This is a genomic window from Streptomyces sp. NPDC052114, assembly GCF_040680155.1.
Taxonomy (GTDB): domain Bacteria; phylum Actinomycetota; class Actinomycetes; order Streptomycetales; family Streptomycetaceae; genus Streptomyces.
The window spans coordinates 221422-242487 of the sequence record NZ_JBFAWC010000013.1 but is presented as its reverse complement, the minus strand read 5'-3'; the positions used below and the strand labels follow the sequence as shown (position 1 = coordinate 242487).

General features: G+C 72.5%; 17 protein-coding genes. 5 read left to right on the top strand and 12 right to left on the bottom strand.

Going from position 1 to position 21066, the window contains the following annotated elements:
* Nucleotides 1–217: 217 nt before the first annotated feature.
* Together AB0L89_RS28055 and AB0L89_RS28050 are read left to right on the top strand one after the other, a co-directional pair.
* Nucleotides 218–2788, top strand: coding sequence for an NACHT domain-containing protein (locus AB0L89_RS28055; protein ID WP_365146465.1), 2571 nt, complete (start codon nt 218–220; stop codon nt 2786–2788).
* Nucleotides 2789–2793: 5 nt separating this feature from the next.
* Complete coding sequence (locus AB0L89_RS28050; RefSeq protein ID WP_365146462.1) at nt 2794–5352, top strand: NACHT domain-containing protein; 2559 nt, start codon at nt 2794–2796, stop codon at nt 5350–5352.
* Between the two features lie 180 nt (nt 5353–5532).
* Here AB0L89_RS28050 and AB0L89_RS28045 read toward each other — a convergent pair whose 3' ends face one another.
* Nucleotides 5533–8055 (bottom strand): ATP-dependent Clp protease ATP-binding subunit, encoded by a 2523-nt coding sequence (locus tag AB0L89_RS28045; RefSeq protein ID WP_365146459.1) that lies wholly within the window; start codon nt 8053–8055, stop codon nt 5533–5535.
* Between the two features lie 440 nt (nt 8056–8495).
* Between AB0L89_RS28045 and AB0L89_RS28040 the strand changes: the two genes are divergently transcribed.
* Complete coding sequence (locus AB0L89_RS28040) at nt 8496–9086, top strand: SCO3374 family protein (RefSeq protein WP_365146456.1); 591 nt, start codon at nt 8496–8498, stop codon at nt 9084–9086.
* Here the strand turns inward: AB0L89_RS28040 and AB0L89_RS28035 are convergent.
* The 10 genes from AB0L89_RS28035 to AB0L89_RS27990 all read right to left on the bottom strand — a co-directional run bounded on the left by AB0L89_RS28035 (nt 9065) and on the right by AB0L89_RS27990 (nt 18135).
* Nucleotides 9065–9403 carry an Lsr2 family protein gene (locus AB0L89_RS28035; RefSeq protein WP_365146453.1) on the bottom strand — a complete coding sequence of 113 codons (339 nt, stop codon included), beginning with the start codon at nt 9401–9403 and terminating at the stop codon, nt 9065–9067. The two genes, AB0L89_RS28040 and AB0L89_RS28035, sit on opposite strands and share 22 nt — an antisense overlap.
* A 226-nt stretch (nt 9404–9629) precedes the next feature.
* A complete protein-coding gene (locus tag AB0L89_RS28030) occupies nt 9630–10172 on the bottom strand; it encodes an amino-acid N-acetyltransferase (RefSeq protein WP_365146450.1) in 543 nt (180 codons plus the stop codon).
* Nucleotides 10173–10181: 9 nt separating this feature from the next.
* Nucleotides 10182–10568 (bottom strand): BlaI/MecI/CopY family transcriptional regulator, encoded by a 387-nt coding sequence (locus AB0L89_RS28025; protein ID WP_365146447.1) that lies wholly within the window; start codon nt 10566–10568, stop codon nt 10182–10184.
* A 182-nt stretch (nt 10569–10750) separates the two neighbouring features.
* A complete protein-coding gene (locus tag AB0L89_RS28020; protein WP_365146445.1) occupies nt 10751–10930 on the bottom strand; it encodes a hypothetical protein in 180 nt (59 codons plus the stop codon).
* A 13-nt stretch (nt 10931–10943) separates the two neighbouring features.
* On the bottom strand, nt 10944–11540 hold the full coding sequence (locus AB0L89_RS28015; protein WP_365146586.1) for a hypothetical protein: 597 nt from the start codon (nt 11538–11540) through the stop codon (nt 10944–10946).
* A 1083-nt stretch (nt 11541–12623) separates the two neighbouring features.
* Nucleotides 12624–13430 carry a type III pantothenate kinase gene (locus tag AB0L89_RS28010; protein WP_365146442.1) on the bottom strand — a complete coding sequence of 269 codons (807 nt, stop codon included), beginning with the start codon at nt 13428–13430 and terminating at the stop codon, nt 12624–12626.
* Nucleotides 13430–14416: a carboxylating nicotinate-nucleotide diphosphorylase gene (gene nadC, locus AB0L89_RS28005; RefSeq protein ID WP_365146439.1), complete on the bottom strand. Its 987-nt coding sequence runs from the start codon at nt 14414–14416 to the stop codon at nt 13430–13432. The genes AB0L89_RS28010 and nadC overlap by 1 nt, the downstream gene beginning before the upstream one ends.
* 2 nt (nt 14417–14418) lie before the next feature.
* Nucleotides 14419–16131, bottom strand: coding sequence for an L-aspartate oxidase (locus AB0L89_RS28000; RefSeq protein ID WP_365146436.1), 1713 nt, complete (start codon nt 16129–16131; stop codon nt 14419–14421).
* Nucleotides 16132–16195: 64 nt separating this feature from the next.
* On the bottom strand, nt 16196–17200 hold the full coding sequence (panC, locus tag AB0L89_RS27995) for a pantoate--beta-alanine ligase (RefSeq protein WP_365146434.1): 1005 nt from the start codon (nt 17198–17200) through the stop codon (nt 16196–16198).
* Nucleotides 17197–18135 (bottom strand): DUF2520 domain-containing protein, encoded by a 939-nt coding sequence (locus AB0L89_RS27990; RefSeq protein ID WP_365146431.1) that lies wholly within the window; start codon nt 18133–18135, stop codon nt 17197–17199. Before AB0L89_RS27990 ends, panC begins: the two co-directional genes overlap by 4 nt.
* A gap of 146 nt (nt 18136–18281) precedes the next feature.
* Between AB0L89_RS27990 and AB0L89_RS27985 the strand changes: the two genes are divergently transcribed.
* A complete protein-coding gene (locus AB0L89_RS27985) occupies nt 18282–19454 on the top strand; it encodes a beta-eliminating lyase-related protein (protein WP_365146428.1) in 1173 nt (390 codons plus the stop codon).
* Here the strand turns inward: AB0L89_RS27985 and AB0L89_RS27980 are convergent.
* Nucleotides 19411–19656 carry a hypothetical protein gene (locus tag AB0L89_RS27980; RefSeq protein ID WP_365146426.1) on the bottom strand — a complete coding sequence of 82 codons (246 nt, stop codon included), beginning with the start codon at nt 19654–19656 and terminating at the stop codon, nt 19411–19413. The two genes, AB0L89_RS27985 and AB0L89_RS27980, sit on opposite strands and share 44 nt — an antisense overlap.
* 281 nt (nt 19657–19937) lie before the next feature.
* On the opposite strand from AB0L89_RS27980, the gene AB0L89_RS27975 reads away from it, so the two are divergent.
* Nucleotides 19938–21044 carry a DUF5937 family protein gene (locus AB0L89_RS27975; protein ID WP_365146423.1) on the top strand — a complete coding sequence of 369 codons (1107 nt, stop codon included), beginning with the start codon at nt 19938–19940 and terminating at the stop codon, nt 21042–21044.
* The last annotated feature ends 22 nt before the right edge of the window (nt 21045–21066 follow it).

Sequence of the window (21066 nt, the reverse complement as noted above, 5' to 3'; positions counted from 1 at the left end):
TCCGCGTAGTACCGGACAAAACGCCTGTGCGCCATGTCACCGGGAGGCAAGATCCACCCCGCCCCGGATGTGACGCCCGCTACCCCGGCCCCGGGCACCAGGGGCTGATTCCGGACACCCCCGCCCGGCCGCGGCGGCGCCCACCGGGCCCGGCCCGCCTCCGGATGAGCCGGAACAACTCCCCTCACCACAGTCCCAGTTGACCTACCCTCGACACATGGTCGACCCCGGAGCCGCAGGAATACGCATCGCGTCCAGCGTGGTCACACCGCTCGTGAAGAAACTCTTCGTGAAGGACCTGCCCGGCGCGGGCCTGGTGACCGAGCCGGTGCGGATCTCCGGTCTGGTGTCGTTCGGGCGGGAGAAGCGGAGCGTCACGCCCAAGGACGTCGAGAAGATCGCCGACGAGATCGTGCGGCGGGCGCTGCGGGCCGCGGGGCCCGGCGAACGGCCCGTGGCGGCCACCGAGGAGGTCGCCGTGCGCGACGCCCTCGCCCGCTCGCTGGCGGCCCTCGGCACCCTCACGATCGAGGACTACGAGGCCGTGGCCCTCGGCCCCGAGGCGTTCGCCGCCGAGCTGAGGTCCCGCACCTCCGTGGCCTCCTTCGCCCTCGGCCACGACGCCGAGCTCTTCTACGAACGGCTGCTGGTCACCGCGTCCCTGCACATCCTGAACTTCTTCACCCAGCGCTCCACCTACGTCGCCCGCCGCCAGACCGCCCAGAGCCAGCAGCTCGCCCGGCTCGTCCAGGCCGTCGACGTCCTCGTCGAACGCCTGCCGTCGCAGTCCGCCGAGGACGCCGCCTTCGAGACCCGGTACGCCGAGCACATCGCCGAGCGGCACGGCACGCTGACCATCTACGGCCTGGACACCGGGACCGGCGAATGGCCGCTGGACACCGCGTATCTCAGCCTGGAGGCCACCCGCGACCGCGCCGGACGCGGCGGCCCCGACGGTCCCCGCGCCGGCAGCCACCTCCCCGCCGAGCGCGTCCTGGCCCAGCACGACCAGGTGCTGCTGCGCGGCGTCGCCGGATCCGGCAAGACCACCCTCGTCCAGTGGCTGGCCGTGACGACGGTCGACCGGACGTACGAACACGGCCTCACCCACCTCATCGGACGCGTGCCCTTCGTGCTGCCGATGCGGCGGATCGTGCGCCCCGGCGCCGAGCTCCCGGTGCCCGGCGACTTCCTGAAGGCCGTCGGCTGCCCCGTCGGCGGCGAGCAGCCGCGCGGCTGGGTGGAGCGGGTGCTGCGCGCCCAGCGGGGCGTCCTGCTCGTCGACGGGATCGACGAGATCGCCGCCGACCGCCGCGAGTCCGCGCGGCGCTGGCTGCGCGAGCTGACCCGGACCTTCCCCGGCAACCTCTGGCTCGTCACCTCCCGCCCGTCCGCCGTCCCGGAGAAGTGGCTCGACACGGCGGGCTTCAGCGAGCTCACCCTGTCGCAGATGTCCCGCGACGGCGTGGCCACGTTCGTCCGTCGCTGGCACCGCGCCGCCGGCGCCGACGAGGCCACCGGCACGGCCCTGCTGCAGGCCGTACGCGGCACCAGCGAGCTGAACCGCCTGGCCACCAACCCGCTGATGTGCGGCATGCTCTGCGCCCTGCACCGCGACCGCCGCGGCTTCCTGCCGCAGGACCGCAAGTCGCTGTACGAGGCGGCCCTGACGATGCTGCTCGAACGGCGCGACCGGGAGAGGGAGCTGGAGCACCCCGACGGCGTGCGCGTCCCGTACGCGATCCAGGTGCAGCTCCTCCAGAAGCTCGCCTGGTGGCTGATCCGCAACAGCCGCCTGGAGATGGACCGTGCGGACGCGCTGCACATCCTCGGGCAGGCCGTCCCCTCGGTGAACCTCGACGCGACCGGCGATGAGGTCTACACCTCGCTGCTGCTGCGCTCGGGCCTGCTGCGCGAACCGGGCGACGGCCGCGTCGACTTCCTGCACCGCACCTTCCAGGACTACCTGGGCTCCCGGCTCGCCGTGCAGGAGCTCGACTTCGACCTGCTGCTCAACAACGCCGACAAGGACCAGTGGGAGGACGTCATCCTGCTCGCCGTCGCCCACGCCCGCCCCAAGGAGGCCGAGCAGATGCTGCGCCGCCTGGTCGGCCAGAACACCTCCCGCAGCAAGCTCCTGGCGGCGGCCGGGCTGCCGTACGCCGCCGAGGTGGACCCGGCCGTGCGCCGGGTCGTCCAGGAGGGGGTGAGCTCGCTCATCCCGCCCGACTCGCTCCCCGAGGCCAGCGAACTCGCCCGCGCGGGCGGCGACCTGGTGCTCTCGCTGCTGCCGGGGCCCAAGGGGCTCGACGACCAGATGGCGGACCGCGTGGCCTGGACCGCCGCCCAGGTCGGCTCGGAGGCCGCGCTGCACTTCCTGACCCGCTTCCGCAAGCACACCAGCGCCGTGGTCCAGGCGACCCTCACCGAGGCCTGGCAGCACTTCGAGCGCGACCCCTACGCCCGCGACATCCTCGCCCACCTGCCGCGGCAGCACACCGTCGACGTGCGCGGCGCCGACGACCTGCGGGCGCTGCGCGCCATCGGCGGCTGGGCGGACATCCGGGTCCAGGGCGCCTACCGCGTCGAGGACCTCACGGACCTCGTCGTGCGCGAACGGCTCGTGCACCTGTGGCTGGAGGCGCCCCACCCCGTCGAGGGCCTCGCCTGGCTGTCGGCGTTCCCGCACCTCAAGAGCGTCTTCGTGCCGACCGAGGTGCCGCCCGCCGTGGCCGGCCAGGTGCCCGCGTGGAGCACGCTCATCACCCAGCGCGCCCGGCGGGGCTGAGGCCCGTGGAGCCGGTCGTACGCACCCACTCCGCTGCCTCCGCACCGCTCGTGCGGCGGCTCTTCCGCACCCCGGACCGCCCGCCCCCGGCCCCCGAGCTCGTCGCGCCGCTCACCACCTGGCGCGGCGCCGACGCCCCGGCCGACCCGGACGAGGTCCACCGCACGGCCGCCGAGTTCCTCCAGCTGGCCGCCGAGACCCACACCACCCCCACCGCCGAACTCCCCGCGGTCGCCGACGTGCTGACCCGCACCCTGCTCGCGATCGGCGAACTCGACCTGACCGACGCCGACGCCGTGCGCCTTGGCCCGCAGGACTACGCCCGGCGGCTGCGCGGCGCCGTCCAGGGCGCGGACCGCGGCCTGAGCCCCGAGGCCGCCTGGTTCCACGACGAACTGCTCGTCGCCGTCTGCCTGCACGTCCTGCACCACCTCGTGCGCCGCTCCCCGCACATCCAGCGCCATCTGCCCGAGCGCGCCAGCCGCATCCGCCAGCTCGTCGACCTCAACGACGCCGAGGCGGCCGCCGCGACCCGCCGGGCCGAACCCTCCCAGGAGGACGCCGACTTCGAGGCCGCGTACGCCCGGGAGGTCGTGCGCCAGCACGGCTGGCTGACCATCGTCGGCGTCGACTTCGCCCACGCGCCCGACCGCTGGCCCCTGGAGGACACCTACCTCAGCCTCCAGGCCGAGGAGAACGGCGGCGGCCCGGCGGTGGGCGCGCCGCAGCGCACGGTGCTCCTCGCCGACCGGGCTCTGGAGGGCCACGAGCGGGTCCTGCTGCGCGGTGTCGCCGGGTCGGGCAAGACGACCCTGGTGCAGTGGCTCGCCGTGGGCGCCGCCCGCGAGGGCACCCGCGTCCCCTTCGTCCTGCCCGTGCGGCGCTTCGCCCGCGAGGGCTTCCCCGCCCCGGACGACTTCCTGCACGCCGTGCGCCACCCGCTCGCGGACCGGGCGCCCGAGGGCTGGGTCGTGCGCACGCTGCTCGCGGGTCGCGCCCTGCTCCTGGTCGACGGCATCGACGAGGCCCCCGAGGAGACCCGCGGCGCCCTGCGCGACCAGCTCAGGCGCCTGCTGCGGATCTTCTCCGGCACCGCCTGCCTGGTCACCTCACGCCCCTCCGCGGTGGAGGACGGCTGGCTCACCCAGGAGCGCCTCGCCGAGGAGGGCTTCACCGAGCTGTCCCTCGCGCCGATGTCCCGCGACCAGGTCACCCGCTTCATCCGCGACTGGCACTCCGCGGCGCGGGGCGACGCGGGACAGGACGCCGACGCCCTCAAGGAGTACGAGCAGCGCCTGCTGCACTCCGTACGCCTCTACCGCGAGCTGCGCCAGCTCGCCACCAACCCGCTGATGTGCGGGCTGATCTGCGCCCTCAACCGCGACCGCGCCGGTTCCCTGCCGCAGGGCCGCAAGGAGCTCTACGACGCCGCCCTGGAGATGCTCCTGCAACGCCGCGACCCCGAACGCGACGTGCTGTACGCGGACGACGTGCGCCTGCAGCGCGGCGCCCGCGAACTGCTCCTGCGCAAACTCGCCCACGCCATGCTGGCGGAGGGCCTCTCGGAGCTGCCCCGCCACCGCGTCGTCGGCGTCCTGGACGGCGCGCTGCCCGCCATCCCCTCGGCCCGCGCGGCGGGCGACGGCGAGAAGATCTTCCGCCACCTCCTGCACCGCACCGGGCTGCTGCGCGAACAGGCGGGCGTCTCCGTCGACTTCATCCACCGCACCTTCCAGGACTACCTGGCCGCGAAGGAGATCGTGGCCCGCGGGGATCTGCACACCCTCGTCGACCACGCCCACCAGCCGGAGTGGGAGGAGGTCATCCGCATGTCCGCGGCCCACGCCCGCCCCGAGGAGTGCGCGCGATTCCTGGAGCACCTGCTGTCCGCCGCGCCCGGACTGCGCCGCCCGCACGTCAACCACCGCAGGCTCATGGCCGCCGCCTGCCTGGAACACGTCAGCGAACTGGACCCCGCCGTCCAGGCGCTCGTCCACCGGCGCACCAAGAACCTCGTACGCCCCACCACCGAGCAGGGCGCCCGCAGCCTCGGCTGGGTCGGCCCCATCGTCCTGGAACAGCTGCCGGACCCCGAGCACGTCCCGGGCGACCAGCAGGCGCTGCTCCTCGCCATCACCGCGACCCGCGTCCAGGACGACGCGGCCATCGACTACCTCGCCCGGCTGCGCTCCCGTACGTCCCTGGCGATCCGCACCGAGCTGGCCCGCCCCTGGCGCCACTTCGACACCGAGCGCTATGCGCGCGAGATCATCGCCCACCTCGCCCCCGACGGCCTGTACTTCCCCGTCTCCGACGCGGCCGAGCTCGCGGCGCTGCGCGGCCTCGGCGGGCGCCCCATGATCCAGGTGGCGGGCGTCATGCGCACCGAGGAGCTGCTGGCGGGCCTGGTCCACGACCGGCTCACGCATCTGTGGGTCAACGCCGAACTGCCCGACACGGACATGTCGTGGCTGGACCGGCTCCCCGCCCTGCGCGTCCTGCGCGTCAATCCGCGCCTGCCACGGCTGCGGAATGTCCCCGAGGGCATCACGATCACGGCCTGATCCCGCATTCCGCCCTCGTATTCATGGCACCGGCATGCCCGGAACGCGCATTCACGGCGGACGACCGGATCACCGGCATATTCATCGGACAAAGGCGGACAGGCGAAAAAAAGGGGCTGCCCCGGAACCGTGCGAAACGGTCCGGGGCAGCCCCTTCAAGCGGTCGGCTCGGTGCGAGCGTCACGCCTCCTTGCTCAGGTTCGGACCGCCGCCGGCGGCCGACTCGATCGGCGGCACGTCCGGCAGCGCCGCCTTCTCCTCGCCGCGGAAGGTGAACGTGGCGGTGTCGCCCTCGCCCTCCACGTCGACGACCACGATGTGGCCGGGGCGCAGCTCGCCGAAGAGGATCTTCTCGGAGAGGGTGTCCTCGACCTCGCGCTGGATCGTGCGCCGCAGCGGACGCGCGCCGAGCACCGGGTCGTAGCCCTTCTTCGCGAGCAGCTCCTTGGCGGGCTGGGAGAGCTCGATGCCCATGTCCCGGTCCTTCAGGCGCTCGTCCACCTTGGAGATCATCAGGTCGACGATCTGGAGGATGTCGTCCTGGCTGAGCTGCGGGAAGACGACGACGTCGTCCACGCGGTTCAGGAACTCCGGGCGGAAGTGCTGCTTCAGCTCGTCGCTGACCTTGTTCTTCATCCGCTCGTAGTTGGACTTCGTGTCGCCCTGGGCCGCGAAGCCGAGGTTGAAGCCCTTCGAGATGTCACGGGTGCCGAGGTTGGTCGTCATGATGATGACCGTGTTCTTGAAGTCGACGACCCGGCCCTGGGAGTCGGTCAGGCGACCGTCCTCCAGGATCTGCAGGAGCGAGTTGAAGATGTCCGGGTGGGCCTTCTCGACCTCGTCGAAAAGGACGACGGAGAACGGCTTGCGGCGGACCTTCTCGGTCAGCTGGCCGCCCTCTTCGTAACCCACGTATCCGGGCGGGGAACCGAAGAGACGCGAGACCGTGTGCTTCTCGCTGAACTCCGACATGTCGAGGGAGATCAGCGCGTCCTCGTCGCCGAAGAGGAATTCGGCGAGCGCCTTGGACAGCTCGGTCTTACCGACACCGGACGGGCCCGCGAAGATGAACGAGCCGCCGGGACGCTTCGGGTCCTTCAGACCCGCACGCGTACGCCGGATCGCCTTCGAGAGCGCCTTGACGGCGTCCTTCTGGCCGATGACGCGCTTGTGGAGCTCGTCCTCCATGCGCAGCAGACGCGAGGACTCCTCCTCGGTCAGCTTGAAGACCGGGATGCCGGTGGCGGTCGCGAGGACCTCGGCGATCAGCTCGCCGTCGACCTCGGCGACGACGTCCATGTCGCCGGCCTTCCACTCCTTCTCGCGCTTGGCCTTCGCCGCGAGCAGCTGCTTCTCCTTGTCGCGGAGAGAGGCCGCCTTCTCGAAGTCCTGGGAGTCGATGGCCGACTCCTTGTCGCGACGCACGCCCGCGATCTTCTCGTCGAACTCGCGGAGGTCCGGCGGCGCGGTCATCCGGCGGATGCGCATCCGGGAACCGGCCTCGTCGATCAGGTCGATCGCCTTGTCCGGCAGGAAGCGGTCCGAGATGTACCGGTCGGCCAGCGTCGCGGCCTGGACGAGGGCCTCGTCCGTGATCGAGACGCGGTGGTGGGCCTCGTACCGGTCACGGAGACCCTTGAGGATCTCGATGGTGTGCGGCAGCGACGGCTCCGCGACCTGGATCGGCTGGAAGCGGCGCTCGAGGGCCGCGTCCTTCTCCAGGTGCTTGCGGTACTCGTCGAGCGTGGTGGCACCGATGGTCTGCAGCTCACCGCGGGCCAGCATCGGCTTGAGGATGCTCGCGGCGTCGATCGCGCCCTCGGCGGCGCCCGCACCCACCAGGGTGTGGAGCTCGTCGATGAACAGGATGATGTCGCCGCGGGTGCGGATCTCCTTGAGGACCTTCTTCAGGCGCTCCTCGAAGTCACCGCGGTAGCGGGAACCGGCGACCAGGGCACCGAGGTCGAGGGTGTAGAGGTGCTTGTCCTTGAGGGTCTCGGGCACCTCGCCCTTGACGATGGCCTGGGCGAGGCCCTCGACGACGGCGGTCTTGCCGACGCCGGGCTCACCGATGAGGACCGGGTTGTTCTTCGTACGGCGGGACAGCACCTGCATGACCCGCTCGATCTCCTTCTCGCGCCCGATGACCGGGTCGAGCTTGGACTCACGAGCGGCCTGGGTGAGGTTCCGGCCGAACTGGTCGAGCACCAGGGACGTGGAGGGCGTGCCCTCGGCAGGACCGCCGGCGGTGGCGGTCTCCTTGCCCTGGTAACCGGAGAGCAGCTGGATGACCTGCTGCCGCACCCGGTTGAGATCGGCGCCCAGCTTGACCAGGACCTGGGCGGCGACGCCCTCGCCCTCGCGGATCAGGCCGAGCAGGATGTGCTCCGTGCCGATGTAGTTGTGGCCCAGCTGAAGGGCCTCGCGGAGCGACAGCTCCAGGACCTTCTTGGCACGGGGGGTGAAGGGGATGTGGCCGGACGGGGCCTGCTGGCCCTGACCGATGATCTCCTCCACCTGCTGGCGGACCGCCTCGAGCGAAATCCCGAGGCTCTCCAGGGCCTTAGCGGCGACACCCTCGCCCTCGTGGATCAAGCCCAGGAGGATGTGCTCGGTGCCGATGTAGTTGTGGTTGAGCATCCGGGCTTCTTCCTGAGCCAGGACGACAACCCGCCGCGCGCGGTCGGTGAACCTCTCGAACATCGTTAATCGCTCCTCAGAGCGGTCAGGCAGTAAGGGGTCGGTCCCCTCCCTGTCCTTCCGCAGCTTAGTCCCGCAAGCGGGGACCGCTCATTCCAACTGCCGACACCCGGACCCCATCTCGGAGGATCTCCTGACCCCGAACGCCGACAACTGCTCCAACCCGATGGTGCGAGACGATGTTCCCGCAGGCCAGGCAGTTACCCCTACCATCACTACGCCGATGGCGAACGTGAGACGTCGAAGCCTGCGTGTCGCCCCTTCCCACTAGGGATGTCTTACCCGTAAGGACTGACACTCCATGCGGCGCGCCCCGGTTCCCTCCGCTACGGGCGAACACTCTTGCGCGGCCGAACACGCCCTTACGCCCCCTTTCCGGACACGGAACGCATTCGCTTCACGACAATGCGTAACCCCGGTGCCCTCAGGGCTGTTGCTCGGACATGGCCCCCACGGTTCCCCACCCCCGCGTACCGGTCGAGCACGGCGACCCGGTGCGGCAGTGGTACGAGAACGCGCTCGGCTGGGCGACCGCGCCGGAGCCCGGTCCGGTGCGCCTGCTGACGGGGCTGCGCTTCGATGTCCTGGAGCTGCCCGCGGAGGCGGGGTTCGCGGCGCTGCGTCATCTCGGGCCGAAGGCTCCGGTGGCACTGCGCGGGGAAACGATGCGGCTCCTGGTGGGCGCGGGAAGCGCGGACGAGCTGCCGGGGCTGCTCGACTGGCTGGAGTGGAGGGGCATTCCCCTCGGTCTGACCGCGATCGGGCTGGGCGGGCGTATGGACGCGCCCACACCGCCCGGCTGGTCCGGCTCACTGGGGGCCGCCGTCTGGCTGCGACCCCCGGAGCCCGGGTGCGAGGTGGAGCCGACGCTGCCGGCGCTGCCGTCCCTGCCCGGTGTGGGGGTGGGCGGGACCGCGCCCCACAGCGACCCCGCCGTGGGCTCCGATCTCGTACGACTTGTGGACACGGCGGCAACGCAGTGCCACCGGGTCCGGCTGCGGCGTCGCAGCCGTCAGCCGTTGGCCTTTTCGTAGGCCTCACGGATGGACGCGGGAACGCGCCCGCGGTCGTTGACCTCGAATCCGTTCTCCTTTGCCCAGGCGCGGATCGCGGCGGTGTCCTGACCGCCGCCGGCCGCGGCCGCACGTGCCTTGCCACGACCGCTCGAACCACGGCCCCCGGTACGCCGACCGGCCTTGACGAAGTCCTCAAGGGCCCCACGGAGCTTGTCCGCGTTGGCCGTGGTGAGGTCGATCTCGTAGGACTTGCCGTCCAGCGCAAACGTCACGGTCTCGTCCGCCTCGCCGCCGTCGAGGTCGTCGACAAGAAGGACCTGAACCTTCTGTGCCACCGGATTTCCTTTCATCGATAACTTCGAGGCCTGCCCGCACGACGTGTGCCGCCGATTCACCGGCCCCTGTTATATGCAGTACTGCAGTACGTCGGAAAGCAAACCGCTTTTGCTGGAAAAACACAAACCCCTAGGAGAGACCTGGCACCCCTAGAAGCCTGGAAACATGCGCGTTTCGGACATAGGCCACCGGGGCAGGAGGCAGTCGTGAATACCACGGCGGCGATCACAGATGCAGAAGCATCCGGCTGTTGCCCAAGGTGTTCGGTTTCACTCGTTCGAGGCCGAGGAACTCCGCGACGCCCTCGTCATAGGAACGCAGGAGCTCGGTGTAGACATCTCCGTCCACGGGAGTCTCACCGATCTCCACGAAGCCGTGCTTCGCGAAGAAGTGGACTTCGAAGGTGAGACAGAAAACCTTCCGGACACCGAGCCACCGAGCGGTCTGGAGCAACTTGTCCAACAGCTGGTGCCCGACACCGGCGCCCTTGACCTCCGGGTTCACCGCGAGCGTGCGCACTTCCGCGAGGTCTTCCCACATCACATGCAGAGCGCCGCAGCCGACCAACTCGGCGTTGTCGTCGCGTTCCGCCACCCAGAACTCCTGGATGTCCTCGTAAAGCGTGACCGTCGCTTTGTCCAGGAGGATCCGCTCGCCGACGTACGAGTCGAGCAGGCGGCGGACCGCCGGCACATCGGACGTTCGCGCCCTGCGGACGGAGACCGCTTTTGCGCTGAGTTCGCTGAGTTCGGGGACCTCGGGTGCCATGAGCGGACGCTATCGCTCTGCCTCGCGCTCCGCCGAGGCGGGGTTCTCCGGCCCTTGGACGATACGCATCGCGTCGCTCAGGGCTTCCCGCTGTTCCGGCGACATCATGCCGAAGAAGGCGACGAGAGCGGCGGCCGGGTTGTCGCTGCGGGACCAGGCTTCGTTCATCAGTGCGGCGGCGTAGGCGGCGCGAGTGGAGACCGCCTCATATCGATAGGCACGCCCCTCCGCTTCGCGGCGCACCCAGCCCTTCTGATGGAGATTGTCCAAAACGGTCATGACGGTCGTGTACGCGATGGACCGTTCCTGCTGTAGGTCTTCCAGGACTTCTCGAACGGTCACGGGGCGGTTCCACTTCCACACCCGCGTCATGACTGAGTCTTCGAGTTCTCCCAATGGACGAGGCACAGCAGAACAATAGTGGGAGACGTCACTATTGGCGTGATGCGTGAGGGACGTGGCGTACCCCTAATTTCTGCAACAAAAAGGGCGTACGACTCGAAAGGCATGCGAGTCGTACGCCGGGGGCGCGGGGGGCGCCGGGCTGGTGGGCCTGCCGGGGTGGGCCGACCCTGCTGTCAGGCGCTGCCGGCCTTCGGACCCTGCTGGACGGCTTCGGCGCGGGAGATCGCGGCGTCGACGGCCGCGTCCTCCTTGGCCTTGTTGGCGCCGCCCTGGGTCTTCACGATCGTCACGATGAGCCCGGTGAAGAACACGGCCATCACTACGGGGGGCAGGAGCGCGGAGACGTAGTCCATGCCCCCAGAGTAGCTAGCCCGCGACGAGCGTGTGCGAGGGGCCCGGCGGAGGCGGGGGCGAGGGCGCAGGGGTGGGCGGGGTCGGCGCGGTGGGCGCCGGGCGGCGCTTCGGGGGGAAGACCTCGGCCGGGGTGGGGACCGGGCGGGACGGGTCCCCTGTCGCGTCGAGGCCGCCGGGGAGGGCGAGCAGGCGGGCGCGGCGCGAGGCGGGGACGGGCAGCGGGGCCGCCGGGACGGCGCGGCCCGCGAGGCGGGCGCGGACCGCCTGCTCGGCGAGGGTGCGGCAGCGGTCGAGCAGGGCGGCGGCGACGGGGTTGCCGCGCAGGGCGCGCAGGGCGGCGAGGTCGTCGGGGCCCGGCTGGTGTCCTGCGGCGAGCGCGTCGTCGAGGAGGACGAGGTAGCCGGACGCCGTGCCGGGGAGGGCGGCGCGGTAGCGGGCGAGGTCGGCCAGCAGGAACGCGCGGAGCCGGGCGCCCTCGCGCGCCGCCTCGTCGACGGACTCGGCGAGCCGGAGACAGTCCTGGACGTCCTCGTCACGGGCGGGGGTGGGGTGCAGGGCGAGCGCCAGGGCGCGGCGGAGCACACGCAGCTCCTCCGCACTGAAGGCCATCCCGCCTCGGGATCCGTAGGGCGTGGGCATGACCCGACGATACGCGCCAACGGCACAAAATCGGCTTAACGCCAATATGTGTCGCGGGCTCTGGCGGGGCGCCTTGGGTTCGTCTCGGGGGCGGGGTCGCGGGCGTCTGGCGGGGCGCCTTGGGCGGGGCGCGGTCGCTTCGACTGTGGGGCGGGGCCGCGGGCGTCTGGCGGGGCGCCTTGGGCTGGTGCGCCTTGGGTTCGTCTGTGGGGCGGGGCCGCGGGGGTATGTGCGTACTCGCCATCCCTGCGCCGCGCCTCAAGTCCAAAGACGCCAGGGTGTGCTCGGTGCTCCGTTCGCACATACCCCCACGTCCCCTCGGGAGCGTCTGCGCCTGCCGGCCGGTGGGGGCGGGCCGCTGGTCCCCGCGGTGGGCGGCAACCGGCCGTCGGTACTCCCTGCTGTGTGCGGTGGCGCGGTGGGCACGTGGCCGTCCCCGCTGTGGGCAGGCGTTCCGCAAGGCGGAACGGGTGGGCACAGCCCCCGGTGCCGGGTGGCGACAAGTGTGGCTCCAGCCCCGGCGCAGCCGAACCGTGCCGGGTGGCGATAAAGGAGGCACCCACCCCGGCGCAGGCGGGGAAGAACCCCGGTGCCGGGCAGCGATGACCGTGGCTCCAGCCCGGCGCAGCCGGACCGTGCCGAGGGAGGGCAAGGTGGCGGCAGCCACGGTGCGGGGAGGCAGGGCCCCGGTGCCGAGGGGCGAGGAAGGTGGCGCCGGCCCCGGCAGGGGAAAGGCGCCCGACGGCTAGTCCGGGCGGCGACGCGCCAGCGCGTACGTAACCGCCCCTATCCCCAGCGCGGCCACCGCCGCCACCGCGAGCCACGGCAGAACCCCCGCCCCCGCCCCGGCCCCGGCCACGGCGGGCGACGACGCGCGTGCCGTGTCCAAGGGCCCGCACCACACACCCACCAGCGCCGCCGCGACAACCGCCAGCCGACCCCGACCCCTACGCCTCATTCGCCCCAGCCCGCCCAACACCCACTCAAGTCCCGTCCCTGCCGAGACTCTTGCAGAGAACGGAGGGTTGCGCACCCCGCCCCGGCGGCAACCGGTCAGCCGCGGGAGACGTTCCGTTCGTAGACGAGCCGGAGACCGATCAGCGTCAGCCACGGTTCGTGCTCGTCGATGACCGACGCCTCACCGAGCACCATGGGAGCGAGACCCCCCGTGGCGATCACCGTCACGTCGTCCGGGTCACCGCCCGCGCCCGCCAGCTCACGCGCCATACGGTTCACGACACCGTCGACCTGGCCCGCGAAGCCGTACAGGATGCCCGCCTGCATGGCCTCCACGGTGTTCTTGCCGATGACGCTGCGCGGACGGGCCAGCTCGATCTTGCGGAGCTGGGCGCCGCGCACGCCGAGCGCCTCGACGGAGATCTCGATGCCGGGGGCGATGACACCGCCCGCGTACTCCCCGCGCGCGGACACCGCGTCGAACGTCGTCGCCGTACCGAAGTCGACGACGATCGCCGGGCCGCCGTACAGCTCGACCGCCGCCACCGCGTTGATGATGCGGTCGGCGCCGACCTCCTTGGGGTTGTCCATGAGGATCGGGACGCCGGTCTTGATGCCGGGCTCGACCAGGACGGCGGGCACGTCCCCGTAGTAGCGGCGGGTGACCTCGCGCAGCTCGTGCAGGACCGAGGGGACCGTCGAGCAGATCGCGATGCCGTCGATGCCGTCGCCCAGCTCCTCGCCGAGCAGGGGGTGCATGCCCATCAGTCCGTTGAGCAGCACGGCCAGTTCGTCCGCCGTGCGGCGGGCGTCCGTGGAGATGCGCCAGTGCTCGACGATGTCCTCGCCGTCGAAGAGGCCGAGGACCGTGTGCGTGTTGCCTACGTCGATGGTGAGCAGCATCAGTCCCGCACCGCTTCCCGCAGGTCCAGGCCGATGTCGAGGATCGGCGACGAGTGGGTGAGGGCGCCCACCGCGAGGTAGTCGACGCCCGTCTCGGCGTACGCGCGGGCGTTCTCCAGGGTGAGGCGGCCCGAGGACTCCAGGAACGCGCGGCCGTCCACGAGGGCGACGGCCTCCTCGGTCTCGCCCGGCGTGAAGTTGTCCAGAAGGATCAGGTCGGCGCCCGCGTCGACGACCTCGCGCAGCTGGTGGAGCGTGTCGACCTCGACCTCGATGGCCAGTCCGGGGAAGTTCTCGCGCACGGCCTTGAAGGCCTGGGCCACGCCCCCCGCGGCGACCACGTGGTTGTCCTTGACCAGGGCCGCGTCGGAGAGGGACATGCGGTGGTTGACGCCGCCGCCCATGCGGACCGCGTACTTCTCCAGGGCGCGGTAGCCGGGCGTCGTCTTGCGGGTGTCGCGGACCTTCGTCCTCGTGCCCTCCAGGGCGTCCGCCCACGCGCGCGTGGCGGTCGCGATGCCGGAGAGGCGGCACAGCACGTTCAGCGCGCTGCGCTCGGCGGTGAGCAGGTCGCGGGTGCGGGTCGTGACGCTGAGGAGCACGGTGCCCGCCTCGACGCGGTCGCCGTCCTCCACGTGCCGCTCGACCTCGAACTCGTCCTCGCAGACCACGGAGATGATCGCCTCGGCGACGCGCAGGCCCGCCACCGTGCCGGCCTCGCGGGCGGCGAAGTCGGCGGTGGCGACGGCGTCCTCGGGGATGGTGGCGGCCGTGGTGACGTCCACCCCCCCGTCCAGGTCCTCCTCGATGGCCATGTGCGCGATGTCCTCGATCTGCACGGGGTCGAGGCCCGACTCCGTCAGGAGCTGCGCGAGCGCGGGGTCGAGACCGCACTCCATGGGGTCGAACGCGTCGTCCCCGCCACAGCCGCAGGCGTCGCCGCAGCCGCCGGTCGGGGCGAGGGGGAGGTCGTCGGGGGTGCTCACGGTCACTTCTCCTGGGGGCTGCTCGTCGGCGGGAAGTCGGGGGTCTCGGTGGTGTGCGCCGCCAGGGTCCGGTCCGGATTCAGGCGTACGACGATGTGGCGCCGCCAGGCCGCGTCGTCGCGGTCGGCGTGGTCCTCGCGCCAGTGGCAGCCGCGGGTCTCCTCGCGGCGCTGGGCGGCGGCCACCAGGACGCGGGCGACGCACAGGAGGTTGGTGGCCTCCCAGGTGTCGACGCCGGGCTCGGCGGTCTTGCCCTCGTCCGCGAGCGCGCCCGCCGCCTCCGCGTGGATGCGGGCCAGCCGGGCCGCCGCCTGGGAGAGCGACTGCGCGGAGCGCAGGACGCCGGCGCCCTCGGACATCACGCGCTGGATCGCGAAGCGCGCCTCGGGCGGCAGCAGGGGGTGCGTCGGCGTCCGGGGCCGCGCGACCGGCGCGGGCACGCGCGCGTGGAGGGTGTTCTCCGCGTGCCGTGCCACGATGTCGGCGGCGATGCGCTCGGCGTAGACGAGGCCTTCCAGCAGGGAGTTGGAGGCGAGGCGGTTGGCGCCGTGCACGCCGGTGCAGGCGACCTCCCCGCAGGCGTACAGGCCCGGGACCGTGGTGCGGCCGTACAGGTCGGTGCGGACGCCTCCGGAGGCGTAGTGCGCGGCCGGGGCGATCGGGATCGGCTCGGTGACCGGGTCGATGCCGTGGGCGCGGCAGGCGGCGAGGATCGTCGGGAAGCGGCGCTCCCACATGTCGGCGCCGAAGTGCCGGGCGTCCAGGTACATGTTCTCGGCGCCCTGCTCCAGCATGCGGCGCGTGATGCCCTTGGCGACGATGTCGCGGGGCGCGAGCTCGGCGAGTTCGTGCTGCCCGACCATGAAGCGCACGCCGTCGGCGTCCACGAGGTGGGCGCCCTCGCCGCGGACCGCCTCGGAGACCAGCGGCTGCTGGCCCTCCGCGTCCGCGCCGAGGAAGAGCACCGTGGGGTGGAACTGCACGAATTCGAGGTCGGAGACCTCCGCGCCCGCGCGCAGGGCGAGCGCCACGCCGTCGCCCGTGGACACGGACGGGTTGGTGGTCGCCGAGAAGACCTGGCCCATGCCGCCGGTGGCGAGGACGACCGCGGGGGCGTGGACGGCGCCCACGCCGTCGTGCTGGCCCTCCCCCATGACGTGCAGGGAGACTCCGGCGGTACGTCCTTCGGCGTCGGTGAGCAGGTCCAGGACCAGGGCGTTCTCGACGGTCGGTATGCCTTCGGCGCGGACGGCGTCGACCAGGGCGCGGGAGATCTCCGCGCCGGTCGCGTCGCCGCCCGCGTGCACGATGCGGTTGCGGTGGTGGCCGCCCTCGCGGCCCAGCTGGATCTCGCCCTCGGGTCCCCGGTCGAAGAGGGCACCGGTCCCGATGAGGCGGCGCACGGCGCCGGGACCCTCGGTGACGAGGGTGCGCACGGCCGCCTCGTCGCACACCCCGGCGCCCGCCACCAGCGTGTCGTCCAGGTGCTGTTCGGGGGTGTCGCCCTCGCCGATCGCCGCGGCGACGCCGCCCTGGGCCCAGCGCGTGGAACCGGCGTCCAGGCGGGCCTTGGTGACCACGACCGTGCGCAGTCCGGCGGCCGAGGCCCGCAGGGCGGCGGTCAGGCCGGCCACTCCGGAGCCGACGACCACGACGTCGGCGTCGAGGGACCAGCCGGGGGCGGGGGCGTGCAGCCGTATTCCGGTGGCACTCATGCGGCGGCTCCGATCACGCGCATACGGCGACTCCGATCGCGCTGGAGGGACGTCTCGATCACGCTCATACGGCGGCTCCGAACGTCAGCGGGATGTTGTCGATCAGCCGGGTCGCGCCGACCCTGGCGGCCACGGCGAGGACGGCGTCCCCGGTGTGTCCGGGGCGGACCGGGGTGAAGTCGGCCGGGTCCACCAGCGCCACGTAGTCCAGCTCCAGCGGGGGCCGCAGGCGGGCCGCCTCGTCCAGGACCAGCCTGGCCGCCGCGACGACGGCGGCCGGGCCACCGGTCGCGGAGGGCGTCGCGGACTGCGCCACGGCGTGCGCGTCGGCCGCCGCGCGGGACTCGCCGATCGCGCTGAGGGCGACGGCACGCGCGCGCGTGGCGGGGGCGCTGGCGGCCCGCGCGCGCAGCGCCTCCTGCGCGGCATGCCGGTCGCGGCCCGCGAAGAGGGCCTGGGAGAGGGCGAGGGCGGTACGCCGCTCGTCCGGGGAGAGGTAGCGGTTGCGGCTGGAGAGGGCCAGGCCGTCGTCCTCGCGGACGGTGGGGACGCCGACGATCTCCACGTCGAAGTTCAGGTCGCGCACCATGCGGCGGATCAGGGCGAGCTGCTGGGCGTCCTTCTGTCCGAACAGCGCCGCGTCCGGCCGGGTGAGGTGCAGCAGCTTGGCGACGACCGTGAGCATCCCGTCGAAGTGGCCGGGGCGGGTGGCGCCTTCGAGGACGGTGCCCATGGGGCCCGCGCCGACGCGGACCTGGGGCTCGCCGCCGGGATAGACCTCGTCGACCGCGGGGGCGAACACGGCGTCCGCGCCCGCCTGTTCGGCGATCTTGACGTCGGCGTCGAGGGTGCGGGGGTAGCGGTCCAGGTCCTCTCCTGCCCCGAACTGAAGGGGGTTCACGAAGACCGTGACGACGACCTCGCCCTCGGTGCCGGCCATGCGGCGGGCGGCGCGGATCAGGGAGGCGTGTCCGTCGTGCAGGGCGCCCATGGTCATGACGACGGCCCGGCGGCCGCCCCGCGCGCGCGTGCGCAGCGACGCGGCGGTGTGCAGGAGTGCGGTGGTCATCGGGTGCCTCCTTCGGCCGCGCCGGTGCCGCCCGCCCCGTGGGCGAGGACGCCGAGGAGGTCCTCGGCGAGCTCCGGCTTGAGCAGGCCGTGCGCGAGGGCGCGGTCGGCGGTGGCACGGGCCATCGCCAGGTAGCCGGCGACGGTCTGCGGGGCGTGCTTGCGCAGCTCGGCGACGTGGGCGGCGACGGTGCCCGCGTCCCCGCGCGCGACGGGGCCCGTGAGCGCCGCGTCGCCCGACCGCAGGGCGTTGTCGAGGGCGGCGCCGAGCAGCGGGCCGAGCATGCGGTCCGGGGCCTCGACGCCCGCGTCGCGCAGCAGCTCCATGGACTCGGCGACCAGCGTGACCAGGTGGTTCGCACCGAGGGCGAGGGCCGCGTGGTAGAGCGGGCGACTCTCCTCGGCGATCCACTCGGGCTCGCCGCCCATCTCGATGACCAGCGCCTCGGCGGCGAGCCGCAGCTCCTCGGGCGCGGTCACCCCGAAGGAGCACCCGGCCAGCCGCTGGACGTCGACGGGGGTGCCGGTGAACGTCATGGCGGGGTGCAGCGCGAGCGGCAGGGCGCCGGCCCGCAGGGCGGGTTCGAGGACCTTGGTGCCGTACCGCCCGGAGGTGTGGACGAGGAGCTGGCCGGGGCGGATGGCGCCGGTCTCGGCGAGGCCTTCGACCAGGCCCGGCAGGGCGTCGTCGGGGACGGTCAGGAGCACCAGGTCGGCGCGCTCCAGGACCTGGGCGGGCGGGACGAGGGGGACGTCGGGCAGCATGACGGCGGCCCGGCGCACCGAGGTGTCGGACACCCCGGAGGCGGCCACCGGGCGGTGCCCGGCGAGCTCCAGCGCCGCGGCGAGCGCGGGGCCGACGCGGCCGGCTCCCACGACTCCGACGGTGAGCCTCGCGGGCCGGTCCCGCGGGTCTGGCTGATGCGATGCGTTCACGCGATGGCGCCTTCCGTTCCAGTCCGCTCGGGGTACCGGACGATTTCTCGTCATGTTAACGCGATTGGTTGGCGCCGCGTCTTCCACTGTCCACAGGCTGTGGTTATTCGTGTGACCGGTGGCGGTGAACGGGCCATGCTCGGAGGATGCCCTCCGACAACGCAGCCCAAGACCGGCCCGACGCGGATTCCCCCGCCCTCGGGTCGGCCCGCCGCCGCGCCGCCGCCCGCGGCGCCGAGCGGATCCTGAACCGCTCGCCCCTGCACGTCCCGCTGACCGAGCGCCTGTCCGCACTGGCGGCCGCGGCCCTTGAGATCGTCGGTCCGGACGACCCCACGGACGTCTACGGCGACGGGGTCGTCGCCACCCTGGAGGAGGAGGTCGCGCGCCTGCTCGGCAAGGAGGCCGCCGCCTTCTTCCCGACCGGCACGATGGCCCAGCAGGTGGCGCTGCGCTGCTGGGCGGGGCGTACGGGGAACGCGACGGTCGCACTGCATCCGAAGGCCCACCCCGAGCTCCACGAGAGCGGCGCCTTCTCCGCCGTCAGCGGGCTGCGCACGGTGCATCCGGCGGACGGGCCGACGCTTCCCACGGCCGACGAAGTGCGGGACTTCGAGGAGCCCTTCGGGGCGCTGATGCTCGAACTGCCCCTCCGGGACGCCGGTTTCGTCCTGCCGACCTGGGAGGAGCTGGAGGCGGTCGTGGCGGCGGCCCGCGAGCGGGACGCGGTGGTGCACTTCGACGGCGCGCGCCTGTGGGAGTGCACGCAGTGGTTCGACCGCCCGCTCGCGGAGATCGCCGGGCTCGCGGACTCCGTGTACGTGTCGTTCTACAAGTCCCTCGAAGGGCTGAGCGGCGCCGCGCTGGCCGGTCCCGCCACGCTGGTCGAGGAGGCGAAGGTGTGGCGCCACCGCTACGGGGGCCAGCTCTTCCAGCAGTTCCCGACGGCCGTCTCGGCGCTGCTCGGGCTGCGGCACACGCTGCCCCGGCTGCCCGAGTACGTCGTCCACGCGCGCGTGGTCGCCGAGGCGCTGCGCGAGGGGTTCGGGGCGGCCGGCGTGCCCTGGTCGCGGGTGCACCCCGAGCGGCCGCACACCCATCAGTTCCAGGTGTGGCTGCCGTACGCGTGCGAGGTGCTGAGCGAGGCCTCCCTGGGGCAGGCCGAGGAGACCGGGACCCTGCTCTTCGGGCGCTGGTTCCCGGAGGGGCCGCCCGGCCTCTCGGTCACGGAGGTCACCGTGACCGAGGAAGGCCTGAAATGGACGGCCGACGACGTCAAGGAAGCGGTCGCGGAGTTCGTGCGACGGCTCCCCCGCTGAGACGGCCGCCGCGGGCCAGGCGGGCCAGGGCGGCGCGGAACCGGCCGTGGGCGGGGCGTTCCGCGACGACGGCGCGGAAGCGGCCGTATTCACGGACCTCGCGGACGGCCTGCCAGTCGTGCTGACCGGGCGCGGGCGGCGTCGGGCTGCCGTGCTGGGCGGCGCGGTAGGCGTCGAGCAGGTACTGCTGGGTGACGCTCATGACGTAACACCTTTCTGGAGCAATGGTACTTAACGGACACCGCGGGGCGGCGTGGACCGCGGAGCGGGATCGGCGACGGAGGGAGATCGTCTCCAGGGCCCTGACGAGGCCCGGAGCAAGGGGGAACGAGCCGGAGAAGACGGGAGAAGAGGAGGTCCGGAGGCTTCGGTGGCTCCGGCGATGACCTCAGACTGCTCCCCGAGCGCCCTCCGCGTCGCGTCGATTGACGAGCGCCGTCAATCGACGGTCCGGGTGTCAGTGGCGGCATGCACCATGGGGACATGAGCGTGAGCATCGACATCAGCGGGCTGTCCCAGGACCGGATCCACGTCGTGCCCTCGCCCCTGGCCGAGCTGGGCATGGCGCTGCACGCCCTGTCCGAGCCGGGCCACCACCCGGGGCTCCAGGGCTGGGTGACGGCCGTCTCCGCGCGCCTGGACCCGTGCCTGGCCGACCGCATGTGCGAGGCCGACTTCCTGTGGCGCACGACGTTCTCGGACGTGTTCGCGCCGTCCGCCGGCCTGCCCGGGGGACGCGAGCTCCCGGGGGCCACGCTCGCCGAGGAGCTCGACCAGCTGGACAAGCTGACCGACGAGCAGTTCGTCGACGCGGCCCTGGAGTTCACCTGCCAGTCGACGTACGCGGAGCCGGACCGCAAGCTCCTGTCCGACCCCGCCGTGCAGCGGCGCGCACTGGACCTGGCCGCCGCGCGCGGCCCGCACCAGGTCCGCTTCACCCAGCGGCTGCTCGACGACCCGCCGGTCGTCCGCGCGTGGTTCCGCACGCTCCTGGAGGACTGCGACGAGGCCTTCTTCGCCGACACCTGGGCCCGGGTGAGCCATCAGCTGGCCGCGGACGCCCGGCACAAGACCGAGCTGCTGCGGCGCAAGGGACTGGCGGAGGCGTTGAAGGCCGTCTCCGGAGCGGTGTCCCTGGACCAGAGCGAGCAGCTCATCACCGTCGACAAGATCAGCGTGGGCCGCACCTCCACGGGCTCCGGCGGCCTGGTGCTCGTGCCGACCAGCGTCGGCTGGCCGCACCTGTGGGTGCTGCACCGCAAGGGCTGGCAGGCGTCGATCACGTACCCCATCAGCTCCCCCGGCCTCACCGCCCCGGCCTCCGTGGAGCAGCTGACCCGCCGCATGGCCGCGCTCGCCCACCCGGTGCGGATGCGCCTGTGCCGCCACCTCGCGCGCGGGGCGTACACCACGAGCGAGCTGGCGGACGCGCACGGCATGACGGCGCCGGAGATATCCCGGCACCTGAGCGTCCTGAAGAAGGCCGGCCTGATCACCACCCGGCGCCGGGGCCGCTATGTGCAGCACCAGCTGGACATCAGCGTGGTGTCCCGCCTGGGCAGCGACTTCATCGAGGGTGTGCTCCGCTAGCCCGCCCCCTCGCGCGGCGTAC